This is a genomic window from Zooshikella ganghwensis DSM 15267, assembly GCF_000428585.1.
GTDB classification, from domain to species: domain Bacteria; phylum Pseudomonadota; class Gammaproteobacteria; order Pseudomonadales; family Zooshikellaceae; genus Zooshikella; species Zooshikella ganghwensis.
Map to the genome: position 1 here is coordinate 61,557 of NZ_AUAF01000012.1, position 18,387 is coordinate 79,943.

14 protein-coding genes and 1 pseudogene are annotated in these 18,387 nt (G+C 41.4%); 8 read left to right on the forward strand and 7 right to left on the reverse strand.

The features are described from left to right. Positions 1-44: 44 nt before the first annotated feature. Positions 45-554 carry a dihydrofolate reductase gene (locus tag F607_RS0104765; RefSeq protein ID WP_027707154.1) on the forward strand — a complete coding sequence of 170 codons (510 nt, stop codon included), beginning with the start codon at positions 45-47 and terminating at the stop codon, positions 552-554. A gap of 147 nt (positions 555-701) precedes the next feature. On the opposite strand, the gene ilvD is transcribed toward F607_RS0104765, so the two are convergent. Beyond that, positions 702-2,558, reverse strand: coding sequence for a dihydroxy-acid dehydratase (gene ilvD, locus F607_RS0104770; RefSeq protein ID WP_027707155.1), 1,857 nt, complete (start codon positions 2,556-2,558; stop codon positions 702-704). A 706-nt stretch (positions 2,559-3,264) separates the two neighbouring features. Here ilvD and F607_RS0104775 point away from each other — a divergent pair. Then, positions 3,265-4,557: a hypothetical protein gene (locus F607_RS0104775; protein WP_027707156.1), complete on the forward strand. Its 1,293-nt coding sequence runs from the start codon at positions 3,265-3,267 to the stop codon at positions 4,555-4,557. A 34-nt stretch (positions 4,558-4,591) separates the two neighbouring features. On the opposite strand, the gene F607_RS28185 is transcribed toward F607_RS0104775, so the two are convergent. From F607_RS28185 to F607_RS0104810, 6 genes are all read right to left on the reverse strand, one after another. Next, entirely contained in the window at positions 4,592-5,413 is an 822-nt protein-coding gene (locus F607_RS28185; RefSeq protein ID WP_084611105.1) for a LysM peptidoglycan-binding domain-containing protein, read from the reverse strand. Between the two features lie 141 nt (positions 5,414-5,554). Continuing rightward, positions 5,555-7,087: a hypothetical protein gene (locus F607_RS28190; RefSeq protein ID WP_051310902.1), complete on the reverse strand. Its 1,533-nt coding sequence runs from the start codon at positions 7,085-7,087 to the stop codon at positions 5,555-5,557. 790 nt (positions 7,088-7,877) lie between these two features. Beyond that, positions 7,878-9,191 (reverse strand): amino-acid N-acetyltransferase, encoded by a 1,314-nt coding sequence (gene argA, locus F607_RS0104795; protein ID WP_027707157.1) that lies wholly within the window; start codon positions 9,189-9,191, stop codon positions 7,878-7,880. A 76-nt stretch (positions 9,192-9,267) separates the two neighbouring features. Then, positions 9,268-10,449, reverse strand: coding sequence for an acetylornithine deacetylase (gene argE, locus F607_RS0104800; protein ID WP_027707158.1), 1,182 nt, complete (start codon positions 10,447-10,449; stop codon positions 9,268-9,270). A gap of 114 nt (positions 10,450-10,563) precedes the next feature. Continuing rightward, positions 10,564-11,835: an inorganic phosphate transporter gene (locus tag F607_RS0104805; RefSeq protein WP_027707159.1), complete on the reverse strand. Its 1,272-nt coding sequence runs from the start codon at positions 11,833-11,835 to the stop codon at positions 10,564-10,566. 28 nt (positions 11,836-11,863) lie between these two features. Next, on the reverse strand, positions 11,864-12,544 hold the full coding sequence (locus F607_RS0104810; RefSeq protein WP_027707160.1) for a TIGR00153 family protein: 681 nt from the start codon (positions 12,542-12,544) through the stop codon (positions 11,864-11,866). 239 nt (positions 12,545-12,783) lie between these two features. On the opposite strand from F607_RS0104810, the gene F607_RS28195 reads away from it, so the two are divergent. From F607_RS28195 to F607_RS0104840, 6 genes and pseudogenes are all read left to right on the forward strand, one after another. Further along, positions 12,784-13,422: a CYTH domain-containing protein gene (locus tag F607_RS28195; protein ID WP_051310904.1), complete on the forward strand. Its 639-nt coding sequence runs from the start codon at positions 12,784-12,786 to the stop codon at positions 13,420-13,422. Positions 13,423-13,424: 2 nt separating this feature from the next. After that, complete coding sequence (gene tfpB, locus F607_RS0104820; RefSeq protein WP_051310906.1) at positions 13,425-15,233, forward strand: type IV pilus assembly ATPase TfpB; 1,809 nt, start codon at positions 13,425-13,427, stop codon at positions 15,231-15,233. Positions 15,234-15,362: 129 nt separating this feature from the next. Then, positions 15,363-16,277 (forward strand): SPFH domain-containing protein, encoded by a 915-nt coding sequence (locus F607_RS0104825; RefSeq protein ID WP_027707162.1) that lies wholly within the window; start codon positions 15,363-15,365, stop codon positions 16,275-16,277. Further along, positions 16,277-16,774, forward strand: a complete 498-nt coding sequence (locus tag F607_RS28200) for an NfeD family protein (RefSeq protein WP_051310908.1) — start codon at positions 16,277-16,279, stop codon at positions 16,772-16,774. The genes F607_RS0104825 and F607_RS28200 overlap by 1 nt, the downstream gene beginning before the upstream one ends. A 233-nt stretch (positions 16,775-17,007) precedes the next feature. After that, complete coding sequence (locus F607_RS0104835; protein WP_027707163.1) at positions 17,008-17,871, forward strand: outer membrane protein assembly factor BamD; 864 nt, start codon at positions 17,008-17,010, stop codon at positions 17,869-17,871. A gap of 325 nt (positions 17,872-18,196) precedes the next feature. Then, positions 18,197-18,387, forward strand: a pseudogene (locus tag F607_RS0104840) (IS256 family transposase); the annotation flags it as partial.

Genomic DNA, 18,387 nt, shown 5'->3' on the forward strand with positions numbered 1-18,387 from the left:
GTTCGTTTTTTTCTTCTAGTCTGTTTTCGCTTGAGAGATCCTCTATGCAGGTTGCTATGATTGCTGCTTTGGCAGCAAATCGTGTTATTGGAATCAATGGTAAGCTTCCTTGGTACATTCCAGGAGAGCTTAAGTACTTCAAGCATGTCACAATGGGAAAACCTATCATAATGGGGCGTAAAACATTCGTGTCATTGGGCCGCCCATTACCAGGTCGAAGTAATATTGTGATTACTCGCGATCAAGAGTACCAACATGAGGGCGTCCAGGTTGTTCACAGCTTAGAAGAAGCGTTATCACTTGCAGAAAACATTGCTTTTATTAATGGCGTTGATGAAGTAGTGATTATTGGCGGAGGGGAAATTTATCGTCAGGCATTACCAAAGTCGACACGACTTTATTTAACCCTGATCCACAAAGACTTTACGGGGGATGCTGTTTTTCCTGAGTGGTCTGAAGATGAGTGGAAAATGGTGAGTGAGCAAGCCAATCACTATGAGCCTCAGGCACTAGATTACAGCTATCAGGTATGGCAGCGGATCACAGCGGAATAACTTTTCTATTCATGGTGAAGTCACTGTAACTGACTGGATGTGATTAACGCGGTTGCTGAAGGTTTAAAACATGGGCCTCTTTGAGAGACCCGTGATAGCCCGTGATAGATTGTTGTTTTCGTTATAGATAGTTGCTTTATAGCTTAGTTAACGCCGATTGAGGCGGTCTAAACTGCGAACGCCCCCTTTATCTGCACTGGTGGCTAATGCAGCATACGCTTTAAGTGCTGTTGATACTCGGCGCTTACGAGGTGTCGCCGGTTGCCAGGCACTTGGCCCTTTCGCTTCCATCGCGGTGTGGCGGGCATCAAGAGTTGCACTGTCAACTTGAAGCGATATAACTCGGTTAGGGATATCAATCAGAATCTTGTCACCCTCTTCAACCAAGGCAATGGCTCCACCTTCAGCAGCTTCAGGGGATACATGACCAATCGATAGTCCTGAGGTACCTCCAGAGAACCGGCCATCAGTCAGCAGTGCACACTGTTTACCTAAACCTTTTGATTTGAGATAGCTGGTTGGATACAGCATTTCCTGCATACCTGGCCCGCCTTGAGGACCCTCATAGCGAATGATAACCACATCGCCTGCCTGTACTTGATCTTCCAAAATACCTTTAACCGCAGCATCCTGGCTTTCAAATATCCGCGCTTGGCCTTCAAATACCCAAATACTGGGATCAACGCCTGCTGTTTTAACAATACAGCCATTTTCAGCAATGTTACCAAAGAGAACGGCAAGTCCTCCTTCTTGGCTGAAGGCATGCTCTACACTACGAATGCAGCCATGTTGACGATCAAGGTCTAGAGAATCCCAGCGGCAAGACTGACTGAAGGCTTGTTGAGTCGGAATACCTGCAGGTCCCGCTAAATAAAAGGTATGCACTTCAGGGGACTGAGTTCGTTTGATATCCCACTGGTTGATGGCATCTCCTAGGGTAGGCGAGTGCACTGTAGCAACATTGGCATGCAACAACCCACCCTTTTCCAGCTCACCTAAAATCGCCATGATACCTCCTGCACGGTGAACATCTTCAATGTGATAATCAGGGGTAGAAGGGGCCACCTTACATAAATGGGGAACCTTACGTGAGAGCCGGTCAATATCAGTCATGGTAAAGTCGACTTCAGCTTCCTGGGCAGCGGCAAGCAAGTGAAGAATGGTATTGGTTGAACCACCCATGGCGATATCCAGTGTCATGGCATTTTCGAAAGCTTTTTTATTAGCGATTTGGCGAGGAAGAAAGCGCTCTTCGTTTTGCTCATAATAGCGCTTGGTAATCTCAACAATAAGTTGTCCCGCCCGCTTAAAAAGCTGCTCCCTGGCAGCATGGGTTGCAAGTGTTGTTCCGTTGCCTGGTAACGAGAGGCCAAGCGCTTCCGTCAAACAGTTCATTGAGTTGGCGGTAAACATGCCAGAACAAGATCCACAAGTGGGACAAGCACTCCGTTCGTAAGCTTCGGCTTGCTCATCCGTTATTGTTGGGTCGGCTGCAGCTACCATCGCATCAACTAAATCGAGTTTAATGATTTTGTCGGCTAATTTAGTTTTTCCTGCCTCCATTGGACCACCAGAAACAAAAACTACGGGGATATTGAGGCGAAGCGCTGCCATTAACATACCGGGAGTGATTTTGTCGCAGTTTGATATACAGACAAGTGCGTCTGCACAATGTGCATTGCACATGTACTCAACAGAGTCGGCAATAATTTCCCGAGAAGGCAGGCTGTACAGCATACCATCATGGCCCATAGCAATGCCGTCATCGACAGCGATGGTATTAAACTCTTTAGCTACACCACCTGCTTTCTCTATTTCTCGGGCAACAAGCTGACCAAGGTCTTTAAGGTGGACATGGCCTGGCACAAATTGAGTAAAAGAGTTTGCAATAGCAATAATGGGCTTGTTGAAGTCATCATCTTTCATTCCTGTGGCGCGCCACAAGGCTCGGGCGCCGGCCATGTTACGTCCATGGGTTGACGTTTTGGAACGATAAACAGGCATTGGGTATACACTCCTACACAACACAGATAATTATTTAGATTTATATGGCCAGTTTACGCAACTGTGCAGTGTGAATAAAGTACTGAGTGACTGGCTGGTTTAGCAAGGCTGTTCTGAGCAAGAACCAAGTCTAGCTTAAACATATAAAAGGACGATAACAAAAGTCCTGACTATTGCTCTTTAAGGATCCTTTGCTTAAATAAAAGTGAGTTGAGTAAATGTACAACTTCTTATGTTAGAGGCGTTTATAAAAGGAATAGTGAGCAATAGCCTTTGCTGCAGGGTTAAAAAGTAAACGACTGTTGCTGCTTTAACACGATAAGGTATCTTGCTAAGATGCGATTTTAACGTTTTTGTTGCTAAAAAATGACACAGAAATATATCCGAAGAGTTTGACTGTTATAGTGTAAGGTGAGTTTTACTTGCGTTGTTGTGAGAGGGTGTAGAAACATTCAAAGTGTGCCTTTTACATGAAAAGGTTTGTGTTCTTGCAGTTTTTTGTCAATGCTTTAGATAGGGCATAAGTTGAACTCTTTACATGGGACACGGGTTAGAGTTTCCGTATGGATCAGGTAAATTAAATAATCCTTTTTGCTGAAAGTAATGCACGACAAACAGAGCTTGACTTGGTTAATTAATAAGCATCCGTACCTCATGTTTGTTGAACATGTGTCAATACTAGGTTTTATTTGGGGAATACTTAACAATGGGTAAGAAAATTGGTCTCTTAATCGGTATAGTTATTGCGGTTATCGTGGGGGCTAAGCTTTATGTAGAGTACACCGTCAAGAAAAATGTTGATAAGTTTATTAGTGTGTTATCTCCTTATGTTCAAGTACATTACAAGGATGTATCTACAACAGTTGATGGTGAAATCGCAATTAATGATATTAAGCTTTATCCTTATGAGGAAAAACAGACATATACAATTGAAAAAGCGCTCTTAAAACTGCCTTCCATTTGGGATTTTCTGAACCTTGATTTAGCAAACTCAAAAAAAATACCTGAGTCGTTGACATTAGCGCTGCAAGGGATTTCGCTACCGCTGAATGAAGAGCTTATTGAAGAATTCTTTCCAAGTCAGGCTGACGTCACTGATGAAGTGTTGAATATTGATAACAAAGCACTGCGGAAAATGGGTTATAACATAATGACCATGGATGTCAGTGCCAGTTATAATTATGAGCAGATCAATCAAGCGTTAAAGTTTAATGCTAAAGTATCTACACGAAATTTTTTCAGTTTTGAGTTTGCAACTAAGCTTGCCAACTTACCCAACCTGACTCCTCAACAGTTCATGTTTGTTGAACCTGAGCTGCAAAGTGTCCGATTTACTTATCGAGATGATTCTTTCAATAAGCGTTGGCTAAAATATTGTCAAGACACACATAACTTAAAGGAAAACGAGTGTATTGAGCACGTCGTTGCCTCATTTGATTACTACTTTGATGAGTTCCAGCTTAAACTCTCTGAGCCTTTTAATAAGCGCTTTACAGATTTTATGAAAAACTCTGGGGTATTGAATTTTGATATTGATATTGATGATGGCGCCGACTTACGTTCCTTAGATTTTATGCAAGGATTAGAAATTCTGGTTTTCAAAGATGTTCTTGTTTCTGTAAACAATGAATACATTCAGCCTCTTTTTGTCAGGTCATCAAGTACGAGTACATCAAGCAACAAAGTTGATGGAGAAGACGGTAAATCAACTTCCAGACCGTCAATATTATCAACTTCTGAAATTGAAGCTGAAGGGTATGAAATAGAAAAAGAAATAAAAAAGAGGCTTGATAATGTAGAAGATGTTAAAAACTATATTGGTCGGAATGCCTACTTGAAATTAACAAATAATAAAAAGGTAGCGGGAACCATTATAGACGTTAGAAATAATCGAGTTGTTCTTAAAAGTTATACAGGATCGCAAAGCGCCACTCTACAGTATCAATTTAAAAAAATTAAGTATATTGAAGTTGTAACGCAAGATTATCGTGCTTACTGATAGTGATTAGAAAAAAACCTGTAATGTGTATGCTTTAAGCTCGTAATGCTTGCTGGTAAGCCTCAGCAAGTTTGCTATCATATCGATTTTTAGCATAGGCAGGGCCATTATAACACTTGGCAAATTTTGCCCAGTCATGGTTTCGTAAAGCTTGTAACATAGATTTATGGGCTTGAATAAATGATACGAATGCCATTAGCTGGGCTTCTTCACTATTACACATAGCTGCAACAAAGTCATTTATCGTTTTAAATCCTGCAAGCTGGTAATTAAAGCCCATGATTTGAAACTTTCCCCAAGAGGCTGACTTTAATGCTTCTGTTTCATTAAGTAATTTAGCCTCAGCAAGTCTATCGTATTCCTTTAGGCCCCCTTTATAGAGCTTAGGATTCCATTTTCGCGATGATAAATGGGGATAAGCTTCATCGTATTGATGTTGGGTTAACCGGCTAAATATATGGGCTTCAAACAATATTGCAGGTTTATGTTTAGCGATAAATGCTTTACCACAGCTCTCAACATCTGCTACTGCTTTTACAGCAGCTCGGTCTACATCGAGTTGATTCGCTGCGGTTTGATAATAGTCTGCATGATTTTCTGGAGAAGCTTTTATTTGTGTTTCTGAAGTATGTTTTATTTTTATTGGGGTAATATTAACAGATGTCGTTTTTACATTAGATACGTTAGTTTCTTGTTCATTAGTATCTGGAATTAAAAGCGTGTCACCTGCATAGATTAAGTCAGGGTTTTTGGCTAAGTGAGGGTTGGCTGCAATTAGCTGATTTAATGATAGATTATATTTTTTTGCGATTGTGGTTAATGTATCACCACGCTTGATCAGGTATTGAGTTGTCATCTTGCTACCTAGCTATGGCTTATATGTTTAAGGGTAGCAAATTAAATCCTGAACAGTTTTGTTTTAGCGGATATAGATTGAAATGTTGGAAAGGTATGGAGTAACTCCATACCTTTTTCGCAGGGATTAATCTAGAGGTGATTATTGACCTGCTGACCAGTTAAACAGCTGTTCTACAATACTGGTTAGTGGCTGGTCATAGCGAGATACATAGTTAGCATAGGCTTTCCATTCGTTAGGAATAGGCTGACCTTTTTGCCATGTGCCACCTGGGTTATACATGGACATTGCACGACCATCAGGTCCTGGAGTCCACAAGAAGTCAGGGTGACGATTGTTATACCATTCACCACCAACGATATTGCCTTGTGCATCTAACTCTAGGTCATAAGTATAACGAACCTGGGTTTTACCATCATAACGGGCAGAGTCAGTAGCGCGATGTGTTGCACTGGTTTCAACCATGTAGGTCATGCTCATTTGAACACCTACTACATAAGTAGCATTGCCACGATAGCTCTTAAACTTATCACGGCTGAAGTCAGCCAGTTTAATCATGGCATCTCTTGCATTATTAAATGCTTTCCCTGTTTCAGGGTTAAAGTAAGTGTAAGAGTATTGATAAACAGGTTGATTCCATACTTGGTAGTCATAAGTAGCATCAAGGATAAAGCTACGCTTACTTACACCAATTTGGTTGACTACAGACTGGTGCCAGCTACCTGGATTGTTATCAAAACATTGTTGATCTTTTACGCGACCATTTTCATCCTGATCTGGATTTTTGGTATTACAACGGCCACCAATAAAACGTGTTCTGGGTGATGCTTCTGCCCATAACAGTGTACCTAGTGCTTTAATGTCTGAAGGATAGAATTTAATGTCTACACCATCAGCAGATTTTACCGTTACTGTGTCTTTGGGGCGAGGTAACATATAAGCGGCTGCAGCCCAACCGTGACATAAGCCCATCCAGCGCTCAACACTACCATTGTTGTCAAAGTAACCTTTACCCATATCCCACATTGATTTTGTTAATGTGTAATTGCTATCGCCTACCAGCAAGTCATATTTTTCAGAAGGAGATAGGGCATCAATATTGCCATTATTTACGTAGTTTTGTGGTGGATTCGTTTGGTTAGCATATGTCCAGTAATCATACCAGTTATTTTGGTAACCTAAGCCTGGATCACCATAACGATCACCCAGCGCACCTTTATATAAAGGCCAGTAAGTATCAGACCAAGGTTGCTCAGCTAATTTGGCTGAACGCAGTTTTTTAGCATCCATTGTGTGGATGTTTTTAATAAGTTGGCTGCCACTATCTACTAGTCGTGCAGGGTTATCATTGTATTGAATAGGTGAGCGTTTTTTATCACCTTTTTTGGTTTTTGAAGTTTGGGTGATAATATCTTTTCTGACAGCGTCTTTTTCTAGAATAAAGTCATTTGACTCAATTTGTTCCTTGGTGAAAACAGCTGCAGGCTCTATTTTTTCTCCATCTAAATTGTATTTAGCAGGAACTTCATTCATGACCTCTTGAGTATTTTGATAGAAGCGATTTAAATACTCGTTCACTGCTTTTTGTTCATCAACATTTACTGATGCACCCGCTTGGGTTGCAATGGCAAATGCCAGCAGAGATACAGGGAAAAGAGGTTGAGTTAGTTTCATTTCTACTTCCTTATATGAGTAACAAAAGATTGTTTAGCCCATTTCCACTTGACTTGGTTTATTTAAAGTTAAGCTTATTTTTTTACTTTGTAGTATTTAGTTGCTTAACTATTTAATCTTCAATGAATTTTAGAAATTATTATTTTAGGTAAAACCTGTCGTATTAATTCGCAAAAAACCAACCTGGAATATTTGTAGAAAAAATACTCATGGGAGGGCTGCATTGGAGATAAACAAACCATTTCTGACAAATACATCTGTGTCAGAGACAAGTAATGTATTATTGTGGTGTGAATTATGTCACAAAATGTAAATGGATGGCTAGTCTTTTTTTAAAACTAAATTGATTGAAGTCATCTTCTGCATAGTTACTTATTGATTAAAGAAGCTTAGCTGGAATGCGTTAGAGGTGCCTATTAGATAAAGCTTATTATAACTAAGGATGGTGGGAGTGAAATTTATGCATCAATGATATAGATGTCGTGTAGTGAGTAATACAGTAGCAATGGTCAAGGATCATTTAACTGCTACTTCGGCTCTTTATTAGTATAAGTGATCAGTAGCGCAGCACACTCAAAAAGTATGCCAATAAATAATGCAAAAAAGTAAAATTAATTGGGAAAAAAGTGCATATTTATGAGTTAGTTTAATACAACTTCCCTAGAGCTTGATTTTTGTATTTTTTATATGAATAAGGAATACACTACTTGATTGTTTAATTATCCTTCACTATTCATTTTTGCCCCTCCCATTTATTGAGGGAATTGCAAGGGAGGGGATGGCTATTTTTTTATTTTAACTTTTTGACGAATACTTTCGAGTTTCTTTGGAAGTTGTAAAGGGCCTGCTTTTCCTCTGGAAGGTCTGCTACTTTTGCGGGCTGGAAGCCTCTTTCTAGAAACCAGTGCGCTGTTCGAGTGGTAAGCACGAACAAATTTTTAATGCCGTGACTATTCGCATACTCTTCGCAAAAGGTAAGCAACTGATCACCATGCGATTGGCCTCGATAGTCAGAGTGAATGGCGAAACAGGCCAGTTCAGCGCTATCATCTGTAAAGGGATGGATGGAGGCACAGCCAATGGTCATTCCATCACGTTCTATTAGCATAAACTGATTAATTTCTCTTTCCAGCTGCTTTCTGGAGCGGCGAACTAATATGCCTTGCTCTTCCAGCGGTTCAATTAATTCTAATACACCACCAATGTCTTCTATTGAAGCTTGCCTAACTTCTTCATAACCGGCATGTGTAATCAGTGTACCTGAACCATCTCGTGTAAAGAGCTCCTGTAATAAGGCGCCATCAATACTGTGACTAATAATATGGCTGCGTTTTACATTAGCTGCACAGGCTGCTAACGCTGATTGCATAAGTCGCAGAGCTTCTTCATTTTCTTGAGTTTGAATGACCTCTCTTGCTTTTGCAGGAGACATTGCTTTTAAGAGCTGTCCTGAATGAGTATAAATACCTTGTGCTTTGCCAAAAGCGATAAGTTTTTCAGCTTTTAAAGCTATTGCCGTTTGAGTGGCAACATCTTCTGCCGCTAAATTAAATACTTCGCCTGTCGGGGATGAGCCAAGACAGTTTAGTAAAACAACATAGCCTTGATCCAATTGCTGGTGAATGACTTCGTGATCTACTCGCCTCACTTCTCCTGTGTGCTGAAAATCGATGCCATCCAAAACGCCCAGTGGTTTAGCAGTAACAAAGTTACCGCTTATGACACGAATTCTGGCATTATGCATAGGCGAGTTTGCCAGGCCCATAGATAGCATAGCTTCTGTTTTAGTGCGAACGTTGCCCACAGCATCTTTTACAATTTCCAAAATATTTTTATCTGTAACTCGAATATTTTTGTAGTAAGCGCATGTGATTTTACTATGTGCTAGTCGCTCATCAATTTGTGGTCTAGCACCAATGACTAAGACAAGACGTACACCTAAACTATTCAGTAAAGCTATATCGTGAATGGTATTAGCAAAGTTGTTATCTTGAACGGCTTCCCCGCTTAACATCAGCACAAAGGTTTTTCCTCGGTGAGCATTTATGTAGGGAGAAGAATGGCGAAAAAACTGAATGTACTCAGGGGAAGAAAAATCTACCATGCTAACAGGCTCATCTATACGGTTTATGTATAACAAACGTCGAACTAAATTATTATACCGATTCTTGTATTAGCGGCTAGGTTGTTTGTACATTTGGTGAGGTAATGCAGTAGTGGTGGATTAGCCGCTGCAAAATTTTAATAAAAGGATTAATGCGTGATAAAGGTAAACACTCATCTGGTTGGTGGGCTTTCGCAATATCTCCCGGGCCGAGCACTACTGTATCCATACCAAGGGCATTTAAGAAGGGGGCTTCAGTAGCAAAAGCCACGCTTTCTGCCTCATGTTGAGTGAGTTGTTGACAAAATTGTACAAAAGGGCTTTGTGCTGGGGTTTCAAATGCTTCTACGCTTGGAAATAAAGGATTGAATTCAATATCAATGGAATGTTGTTCAGCTATAAGGGCAAGTCTTTTCTGAATACTTTCACGAAGGTTTTCAGTGCTCATGCCAGGTAGGGGCCTTAGGTCAAATGCCAGCTCGCAACTGCCACAAATCCGATTAGGGTTGTCACCACCATGGATACAGCCAAGGTTCATAGTGGGAGAAGGTACAGTAAACAGTGGATTATTAAACTGTTTAGCAAGTTGCTGGCGAAACTGAATTAGATCCCCCAAAACATAATACATGGCATCTAAGGCATTATTGCCCAGGCTAGGGTCACTTGAATGGCCTGATGAACCATGGATAACAACCCGTTCCATCATGATTCCCTTATGCATGTTAATGGGCTTCATATTGGTGGGTTCACCGATCAGTGCAAACCTGCCAAGTTTCTGCTGTGCTTCCACTAAGGCTCTAGCGCCATCCATCGAGGTCTCTTCATCAGCAGTAGCTACAACAATAAGCGGGCATTGAAACTTTTGGGATAGCAAAGGTTTTACCGCTTCTAAAATGAGAGGGAAAAAGCCTTTCATATCACAGATACCCAAACCAAAGTAGGCATTATCGCGCTCAGTAAGTTGAAATGGGTTGCTTTGCCACAGGTGTTCATCACAGGGTACGGTATCCGTGTGACCTGCCAACACTAACCCTCCATGCCCTTCACCATAGCGGGCGATAAGATTGAGCTTTTTACTGTGAGCTGTATGCACAGGCATTAAATCAACCTTAAACCCAAGCAGCTCAAACCAGGTGGCTAGCTGATGGATGACAGGTTGATTCGATTGATCTAGCTGGGGGCTTGCACTACTAATGGAGTTTATTGCAATAAGGCTTGCCAGCATATCACGAAGAGGGGGAAGAACAGGTGTGCTCATAATGGTTATTTCCAAAAACTTTTTATGATGATTATTGCACACCTTAAAAGAAAACCAGCCACTTAGAAAGCTGGCTGGTTTTTTATGTTTACTATTGAAAAGGTCTGATAGCGCTTAGCTAAATAAAGTTTTCAGAATGAAGAAGAATAGAATAGCAAGACATGCCCCTGCTGGCAGAGTGATGACCCAAGACATTATGATGCTGCCAATCACTCGAAGGTTAAGTGCGCCAATACCACGGGCAAGGCCAACACCCAGCACTGCACCCACTAGTGTATGTGTGGTAGAAACAGGAAGCCCTGTTCCAGATGCCAACACTACTGTTGTTGCAGCAGCAAGCTCAGCGGCAAAACCACGGCTAGGTGTAAGTTCAGTGATTTTTTTACCAATGGTTTGCATGACCTTGTAACCATAGGTAGCAAGCCCTGCGACAATACCCAGGCCACCCAATAATAATATCCACCAAGGCATGCTGGCTTTTGCAAGTATTTGGCCTGAAGAGCTAATAACACTGTAGATAGCCGCTAGCGGGCCTACTGCGTTAGCAACATCATTAGAGCCATGGGCAAATGCCATGGAGCAAGCTGTGAAAACCATGAGAACCGCAAATAATTTTTCAACACTGGTAAAATGAAAGTCTTGATCTGCCTTTGGGTCAGGTTTGATACGACTTAAAATCACTTTCCCTAATGCCATGACAGTTAAGCCAAACAGCAGTGCCACCAAGAAGCTTTGACCATACGACAGGTCCAGGCCAATATGCTTTAAACCTTTAACCAGCGTGACCATTGCGATCATAAAGCCAGTGAAAAACATGTACATTGGGACAAACTTCTGGGCACATTCAAAAGGCTTTTCTCTATTTAAAATAAGCTTTTGAACACTGGTGAAGAGGCCAAATGCAATGGTTCCTGACAGGAGGGGCGAAACTACCCAGCTGGCTGCGATAGTGCCTACTTTCCCCCAGTTAACAACATCGGCAGATATGCCTACCGCTGCGAAGCCAACAATGGCACCTATGATGGAGTGTGTCGTACTAACAGGCCAGCCCTTTAGTGATGCGACCAGTAGCCAGCAGCCAGCAGCGAGAAGGGAGGCAAGCATGCCAAAAACAAGAAGCTCAGGCTGTTCAGCCAAAACAGGCAAACTGGGATCAACAATACCTTTACGAATAGTTGCAGTAACAGATCCCCCAGCTAAATAAGCACCAGCAAATTCAAACAGCATAGCAATTAAAATTGCTTGTTTTACCGTTAGGGCTCGTGAGCCTACTGATGTCCCCATTGCGTTAGCGACATCATTAGCGCCAACGCCCCAAGCCATGAAAAAACCAAAAAGACAGGCCATGCCCAATAACAGGGGGCCATATTCAGCAATAATGCTCATAGTCAGTTACCGAATTACTGAGATTTTTTTACCGGGCAAGTAATAGTTGTAAGTGACTACCAACTCGAGATGCACGATCTGCCAAGTCCCCTATCCAATCAATAATTTTGTAGAGAAACATGACATCCACGGGAGGTAAGTTCTTTTCCTGTTCAAACAGGGTGGCGCGAATAGAGATTTGCAACTCATCCGTGTCACTTTCGATGGCATCCAGTTCCTCAATCATCTTTTCAACAATGCCAACTTCTCGACCAGCAAAGCCTGTTTCGACCAGCTCGTCTAGCTCACTCATTGCTTTTAATGCTTGTGCAGAAGTATCAACAGAACGTTGAACATACTTGAGGAAAGCCGTGTGAAGTTCGGCAGGTACTTGCATTTTTCGGCCTAGCATAAGGCCAGCAATATCTTTAGCTCGATTGGCGACTTTATCCTGGACGGTAATAATGTCCAGTAAGTCGGTACGAGGTACGGGCAGAAATAAGCTCTTAGGCAAAGACAGGCGGATCTTTTTCTTCAGAAGATCTGCCTCGCCTTCAAGCTGAGCTATTTCAGCCTGTATTTTCGCAGCTTCATCCCAGTTATTATCCAGGACTGCTTCAATAAATGGTACTAATAATGTTGCACATTCATGCGCTTTAGAAATGTGCTTTTGGATCGGCCCTATCGGCGAGCGTCCAAACATACTTAATAGTAGGTTGTTCGCAGGCATGACAGCTTTTTCCTGTGAGAATTTGGCGCAAGTATAAGTGCTTGGTGAAAATGAAACCACCCCTAATGTAAGAAAAAATAAACAATCTTTTGTACTTTATTAGAAAACCTAGTGTTCTCAATGTGTTAGTTGCATTATTCATTATAGTCAACACACGGTATTGTGTCGGTTTATTAATAAACGTTAGACAAATTTAATACCACCAGGTTTTTCATACATATTCCTTACAGGAGATGCCAATGGGGGCAGAGACTGAGTTAAAACTGGTAATTAGCGGCAAAGATGTGGCGGAATTTCGTCAACTGTCATTACTCAATAGCGACACCAGCCAGTACGAAGGAAAGCAGCAGTTAGTTAATCACTACTACGATACCACTGACCAACAGCTTCATAAGCAACGTGTTGCCTTGCGAACACGCTTAACCGGTGATGGGCACTGGCTACAGACACTCAAAACACGAGGTAACAGTGTTGATGGTTTATCTGTGCGTGGGGAGTGGGAGTGGCCGTTGAGATCATCTGAGTTGGACTTTACTTGCTTAACTACAAATGTATGGCCAGAACCATTACAAAGAATTAAACCTGCAGACTTAAACGTAGTGTTGAGTACGAACTTTGAACGTGAAAGTTGGCTCGTGACGTTGGCTAGTGGTGCTGTTATTGAGATAGCTTTGGATATTGGATCAATAGTAGCAGGTGATGCACAGCAGCCAATTCGTGAAGTTGAACTTGAGTTAAAGCAGGGGCTGGTTGATGACTTAAAAGAGTTAGCAGATGAGTTAATGAAATTTATCCATTTGGTGCCGTGTGATTTAAGTAAAGCTGAGCGAGGTTATCTATTATTAAACATAGGTAACGGTAGTGAAGCGAATGAATAGTAATGAAGAAGGATGCACAAGTGGCAGTAATACAAGCACGGGCTGGAGCACGACGGCCTGACCAGGTTTTAGATTTGCGGGGGGTAGTGGAGTCACTCATCAGTGATGGGCTGATAACAGAGGCAACAGCAGAAACGTTGCTATCCAAACGGCGTAATGCCCTGCAATCTAAAATGCATCCGTTAGAGTATTTGGCGACTCAAAAGCTTAGAGATGAGTCACATGAGTCTCGGATGCTGGACGTTGATAACCTTTCAGAGTGGTTAGCCAAAAAAGCGCATCAACCCTACTATCATATCGATCCCTTAAAGATTGATGTGCAGTCTGTAACTAAGCTGATGTCTCATGCCTATGCAGAGCGTCATCAAATTCTGGCTGTCGAAGTTAATAATGATGTGGTAGTGATTGCCAGCGCTGAACCCTATGTTTTTAGTTGGGAAGATAATTTACGGCATGTACTGCGTAAAGATATCAAGCGAGTGGTAAGTAACCCAGTCGATATACGTCGCTATTGTGTAGAGTTTTATAAAATAGCGCAGTCTGTTTCCCGCGCCAGTGGCTCTGGCTATGCAAGCATGCTGAATAACTTTGAGCAGATGCTTGAGCTGGGTAACCTTCAAGCACCTGATGCGAATGATCAGCATATTGTAAATATTGTTGACTGGTTATTGCAGTATGCATTTGAGCAGCGGGCAAGTGATATTCATATTGAGCCGCGACGAGAGAAAGGTATTTTACGTTTCCGTATTGATGGCGTTTTACACCAGGTTTATGAGTTGCCTGCCCAGGTTTGTGCAGCAGTTACGAGTCGATTAAAAATATTAGGAAGAATGGATGTTGCGGAAAAACGCAAACCACAGGATGGTCGACTTAAAACCAAAAGTCCTGAAGGTAATGAGGTAGAGCTGCGTTTATCAACTTTACCTACTGCCTTTGGTGAAAAGATGGTCATGCGTATTTTTGACCCTGATGTGTTATTAAAGACATTTGCAGAGTTGGGGCTTGCGAGGGAAGATGGTGATCGCTGGCAGGAAATGATCACACAGCCTAACGGTATTGTCCTGGTTACAGGGCCAACAGGGTCAGGAAAAACGACCACACTCTATTCTTCACTAAAAGAGCTGGCTACTTCACAGGTAAATGTCTGTACCATTGAAGATCCTATCGAAATGGTTGAGCCAGCGTTCAATCAAATGCAAGTGCAGCATAATATCGAGCTTAGTTTTGCCAGTGGGGTGCGGGCTCTGTTGCGGCAAGATCCGGACATCATCATGATTGGTGAGATTCGTGACTTGGAGACTGCAGAAATGGCCATGCAAGCAGCGCTAACGGGTCATTTAGTGTTATCCACCCTTCATACCAATGATGCCCCCTCTGCAATCACCAGGTTAATGGAGCTGGGCGTGCCTGCCTATATGATTAAGGCGACAGTGATAGGAGTGATGGCCCAGCGCCTAGTGCGGACACTATGCCCTGCTTGCAAACAACCTAATCAAGTTGATGAGTCTGCATGGCGAGCGCTGACCCGCCCATGGTCTGCCCCAGTGCCAGGTCATGCTTGTCAGCCAGTAGGGTGTTTGGAGTGTAGAGAGACAGGTTATAGAGGGCGTTTGGGCGTGTATGAAATTTTGCGTTTAACAAACAACGTAAAAGATCAGATTAATGCTGAGACAGACCTTAGCTCTATGCGTAAACTGGCTTATAAGGAAGGAATGCGTAGTTTAAGAGTCAGTGGAGCACAAAAAATTGCCGCTGGGTTGACAACGATAGAAGAGGTTTTACGGGTTACTCCTAGTTCAGAAAATCATTAAGGCACTTCTTTATCATTATGTATTGATGCTGATATTAAATGTAAATACCACATGTCACGAATAATGTGTCAGGCTCGAACTGTGATAAATTCATCATAGTGTTCTTTTTAATTAACTTTGGAGACAGTCATGGAACTGCCTATTGTTCTAATTGTGCTTGTGGTATTGGCCCTCTCACTGTTGTTTATGGCCTTTAAATCCGTTAATCAGGGATATGAGTGGACTGTCGAACGCTTTGGCCGTTATACCCGAACATTAACACCTGGGCTAAATGTCATTATTCCCTTTTTTGACCGAGTTGGTCGAAGAATGAATATGATGGAAACAGTATTGGATATTCCTCCCCAAGAGGTCATTAGTAGCGACAATGCGATGGTGACAATTGATGCGGTGTGTTTTTTTCAAGTAGTGAATGCAGCTCAAGCCGCTTATGAAGTAAATCAGTTAGAGCATGCAATACGTAACCTGACGATGACGAATATTCGTACGGTTCTTGGCTCACTGGAGCTGGATGCGATGTTATCTCAGCGAGACCAAATTAATGAGCGGTTATTACGCACAGTGGATGAAGCAACAAATCCTTGGGGAGTAAAAGTTACACGTATTGAAATAAGAGATATTACCCCACCTGCGGACCTGGTTGAGGCTATGGCAAACCAGATGAAAGCCGAACGGGAAAAACGTGCAGCGATTCTAGAAGCACAAGGTGAGCGCCAAGCTGAAATTTTAAAAGCTGAGGGTGAAAAACAGGCAGAGATACTTCGGGCTGAAGGTGAGCGTCAGGCTGCCTTTTTAGAGGCAGAAGCTCGAGAGCGGGCTGCTGAAGCAGAAGCTAAAGCGACTAATATGGTTTCGCAAGCGATCGCTGAAGGAAATATACAAGCCGTGAATTACTTTGTGGCGCAAAAGTATGTTGATGCCTTAAAAGATGTTGCTTCCGCTGAAAATTCAAAGGTGATCATGATGCCTCTTGAAGCGTCCAGTATCATTGGTTCTGTGGCGGGTATTAAGGAGCTTGTTCAAGAAAGTATGGCGAAACAATAATGTTAGTAGAATGGTTATCGCACATCTCATTTTGGATGTGGTTTGGTATTGGACTTTTTTGTCTCATCATTGAAGTATTTGGCACAGGGGGGTATTTCCTGTGGATTGGTATTTCCGCTGGAACGGTGGGTTTATTAAAGTGGATATTTCCCAACTTAAGCTGGGAGTTCCAGCTAATTATATTCTCTTTGATTGCGCTCATTAGCGCTTACAGCTGGTGGCGCTATTTGAAGCACAAACCATCTACACCGCGTCAGTCAAGCTTGAATCAAAGAAGTCAGCAGCTGCTAGGAAGGTGCTATATAGTAAGTGAGGCTATTGTCGGTGGGCGTGGCAAAATAAAAGTGGGTGATAGTTTCTGGATGGTAACAGGCCCTGATTTACCTGAAGGTGCTCAAGTGAAAGTTGTTGCGGTCAACGGTATGCAGCTCCAAGTTGAAGCAGTGGAAAATCAAAGTGTGCAAGCTGCTACGTTGGATAATAAGGTATCAGAGTAATTGTATAAGAAAGTGATATGTTTGAAGAGATTACAAATAAAATGGAGCTATTGCTCCTCTTGGTTTTAATAATCTCTATAAATTACCCTCCGAGTGATCTTTTGAAAACTCGGAGGCATATAAAGATATATGCTATGGACTACGCATAAAAAAAATGGTGAAGGATTTAGTATGCCTGTTGTGAAAGGTATATTTTCAACAAAAGAATAGTTGCGTAATAAGTGAGGTCAAAAATGATCAACAAGTGGTTTGGAACAAAAGTGTGGTTGTGGTTTACCGCTACTGTTTGTTTCACGTTTGGTAGTTTATGTATGGCGGAATTGCCTGCAGAGATTGAAGTTGACCGATTTATTTTGGCAGCCAAAAAGCATATTGAGCAAGGAAACTATGGTCAGGCTGAGCAATATCTGCAAAAAGCAATTGCCTTACAGGTAACCCCGCCAGATGAATTTTACTTTATTTATGGAAAAGTATTATTCAAAAACAAAAAAATGGATCAGGCTCAGGAAAATGTAGAACGTTATTTAAAACGAACTGGAAAAGAAGGGGAGTATTATCAAGAAGCACTAGGCATGTTTACTGATATTGAAGAATTTAAACAAAAAGACCAACAAAAAAAAGCAGCCATCAGTTCAGTTGATAAAAGTGATGTTATAAAGATCGAACCCAGTGAAATGGATAAGGTAGTAAACCGCCTTAAAGCACAGTATAAAACATCAAGTGAAATTATTGCTTTAGAAAAATATATTAATGAAATGCTTGCTGAGAATGCTTTAAGAAAAGGAAAAGTTATTAATTTAAATAAAGAAGCAGATGAGCTATATACTATTAATGCAAAGAATCTTGGTGAGCTAATTGTTACTAAAGTGATAAGAACAACTGATGATGGTGGTAAGCAACTACAAAATGCAATATTGAAAGTATATGGTGTGACTACCGATATTAAATATAGTTGTACTGGTGTTGATAATATTTGCTGGATTAAGCACCCTGTGACTATGGAAAGGTGGATTGCTATTCGTGGAAATCAAAGCACTGCTAATAAGTTGACTACATTTATAGCGGAATTAATAAAATATAAACAAAAAGAAGGATGATAGGCTAATTAAAATAAATAAGTGGTTAAGTTGTTAAGCGATTAAATAGTTAAGCAGTTAAATAGTTAAGCAGTTAAATAGTTAAAGGGTATCTGCCATACAATTCATTATTGTTAAGGACATGACGCACTTTTGTTGTTAGGAAGTCATAGGTCAGTACCCTTCAAACTCGTATAGATCTTTATCAGTGCGGGATTAGCTATAAGTACTTAACAGTTGCTAAACTTGATATGTGCCAGTTCACACTGTTAATGACGAGACTGTAAAAGATTCTGTGTAACCGCCTATTCTTAATGTTAACAATGTATAAGGATAGGCCATTATGGTGACTCAAAAAGAACTCGAAGCCTTTGCTAAAAAAGCCGCCAAGGGCATTAAAACAGAAAAAGACCTCAATCAATTTGCACAAATGCTCAAAAAGGTCACGGTTGAAACAGCTCTTAATACAGAGTTAGAAGAATACTTAAATGATAGCAAACAAGCCCAACCTACCGAAAAAAACAGTCGAAATGGCTA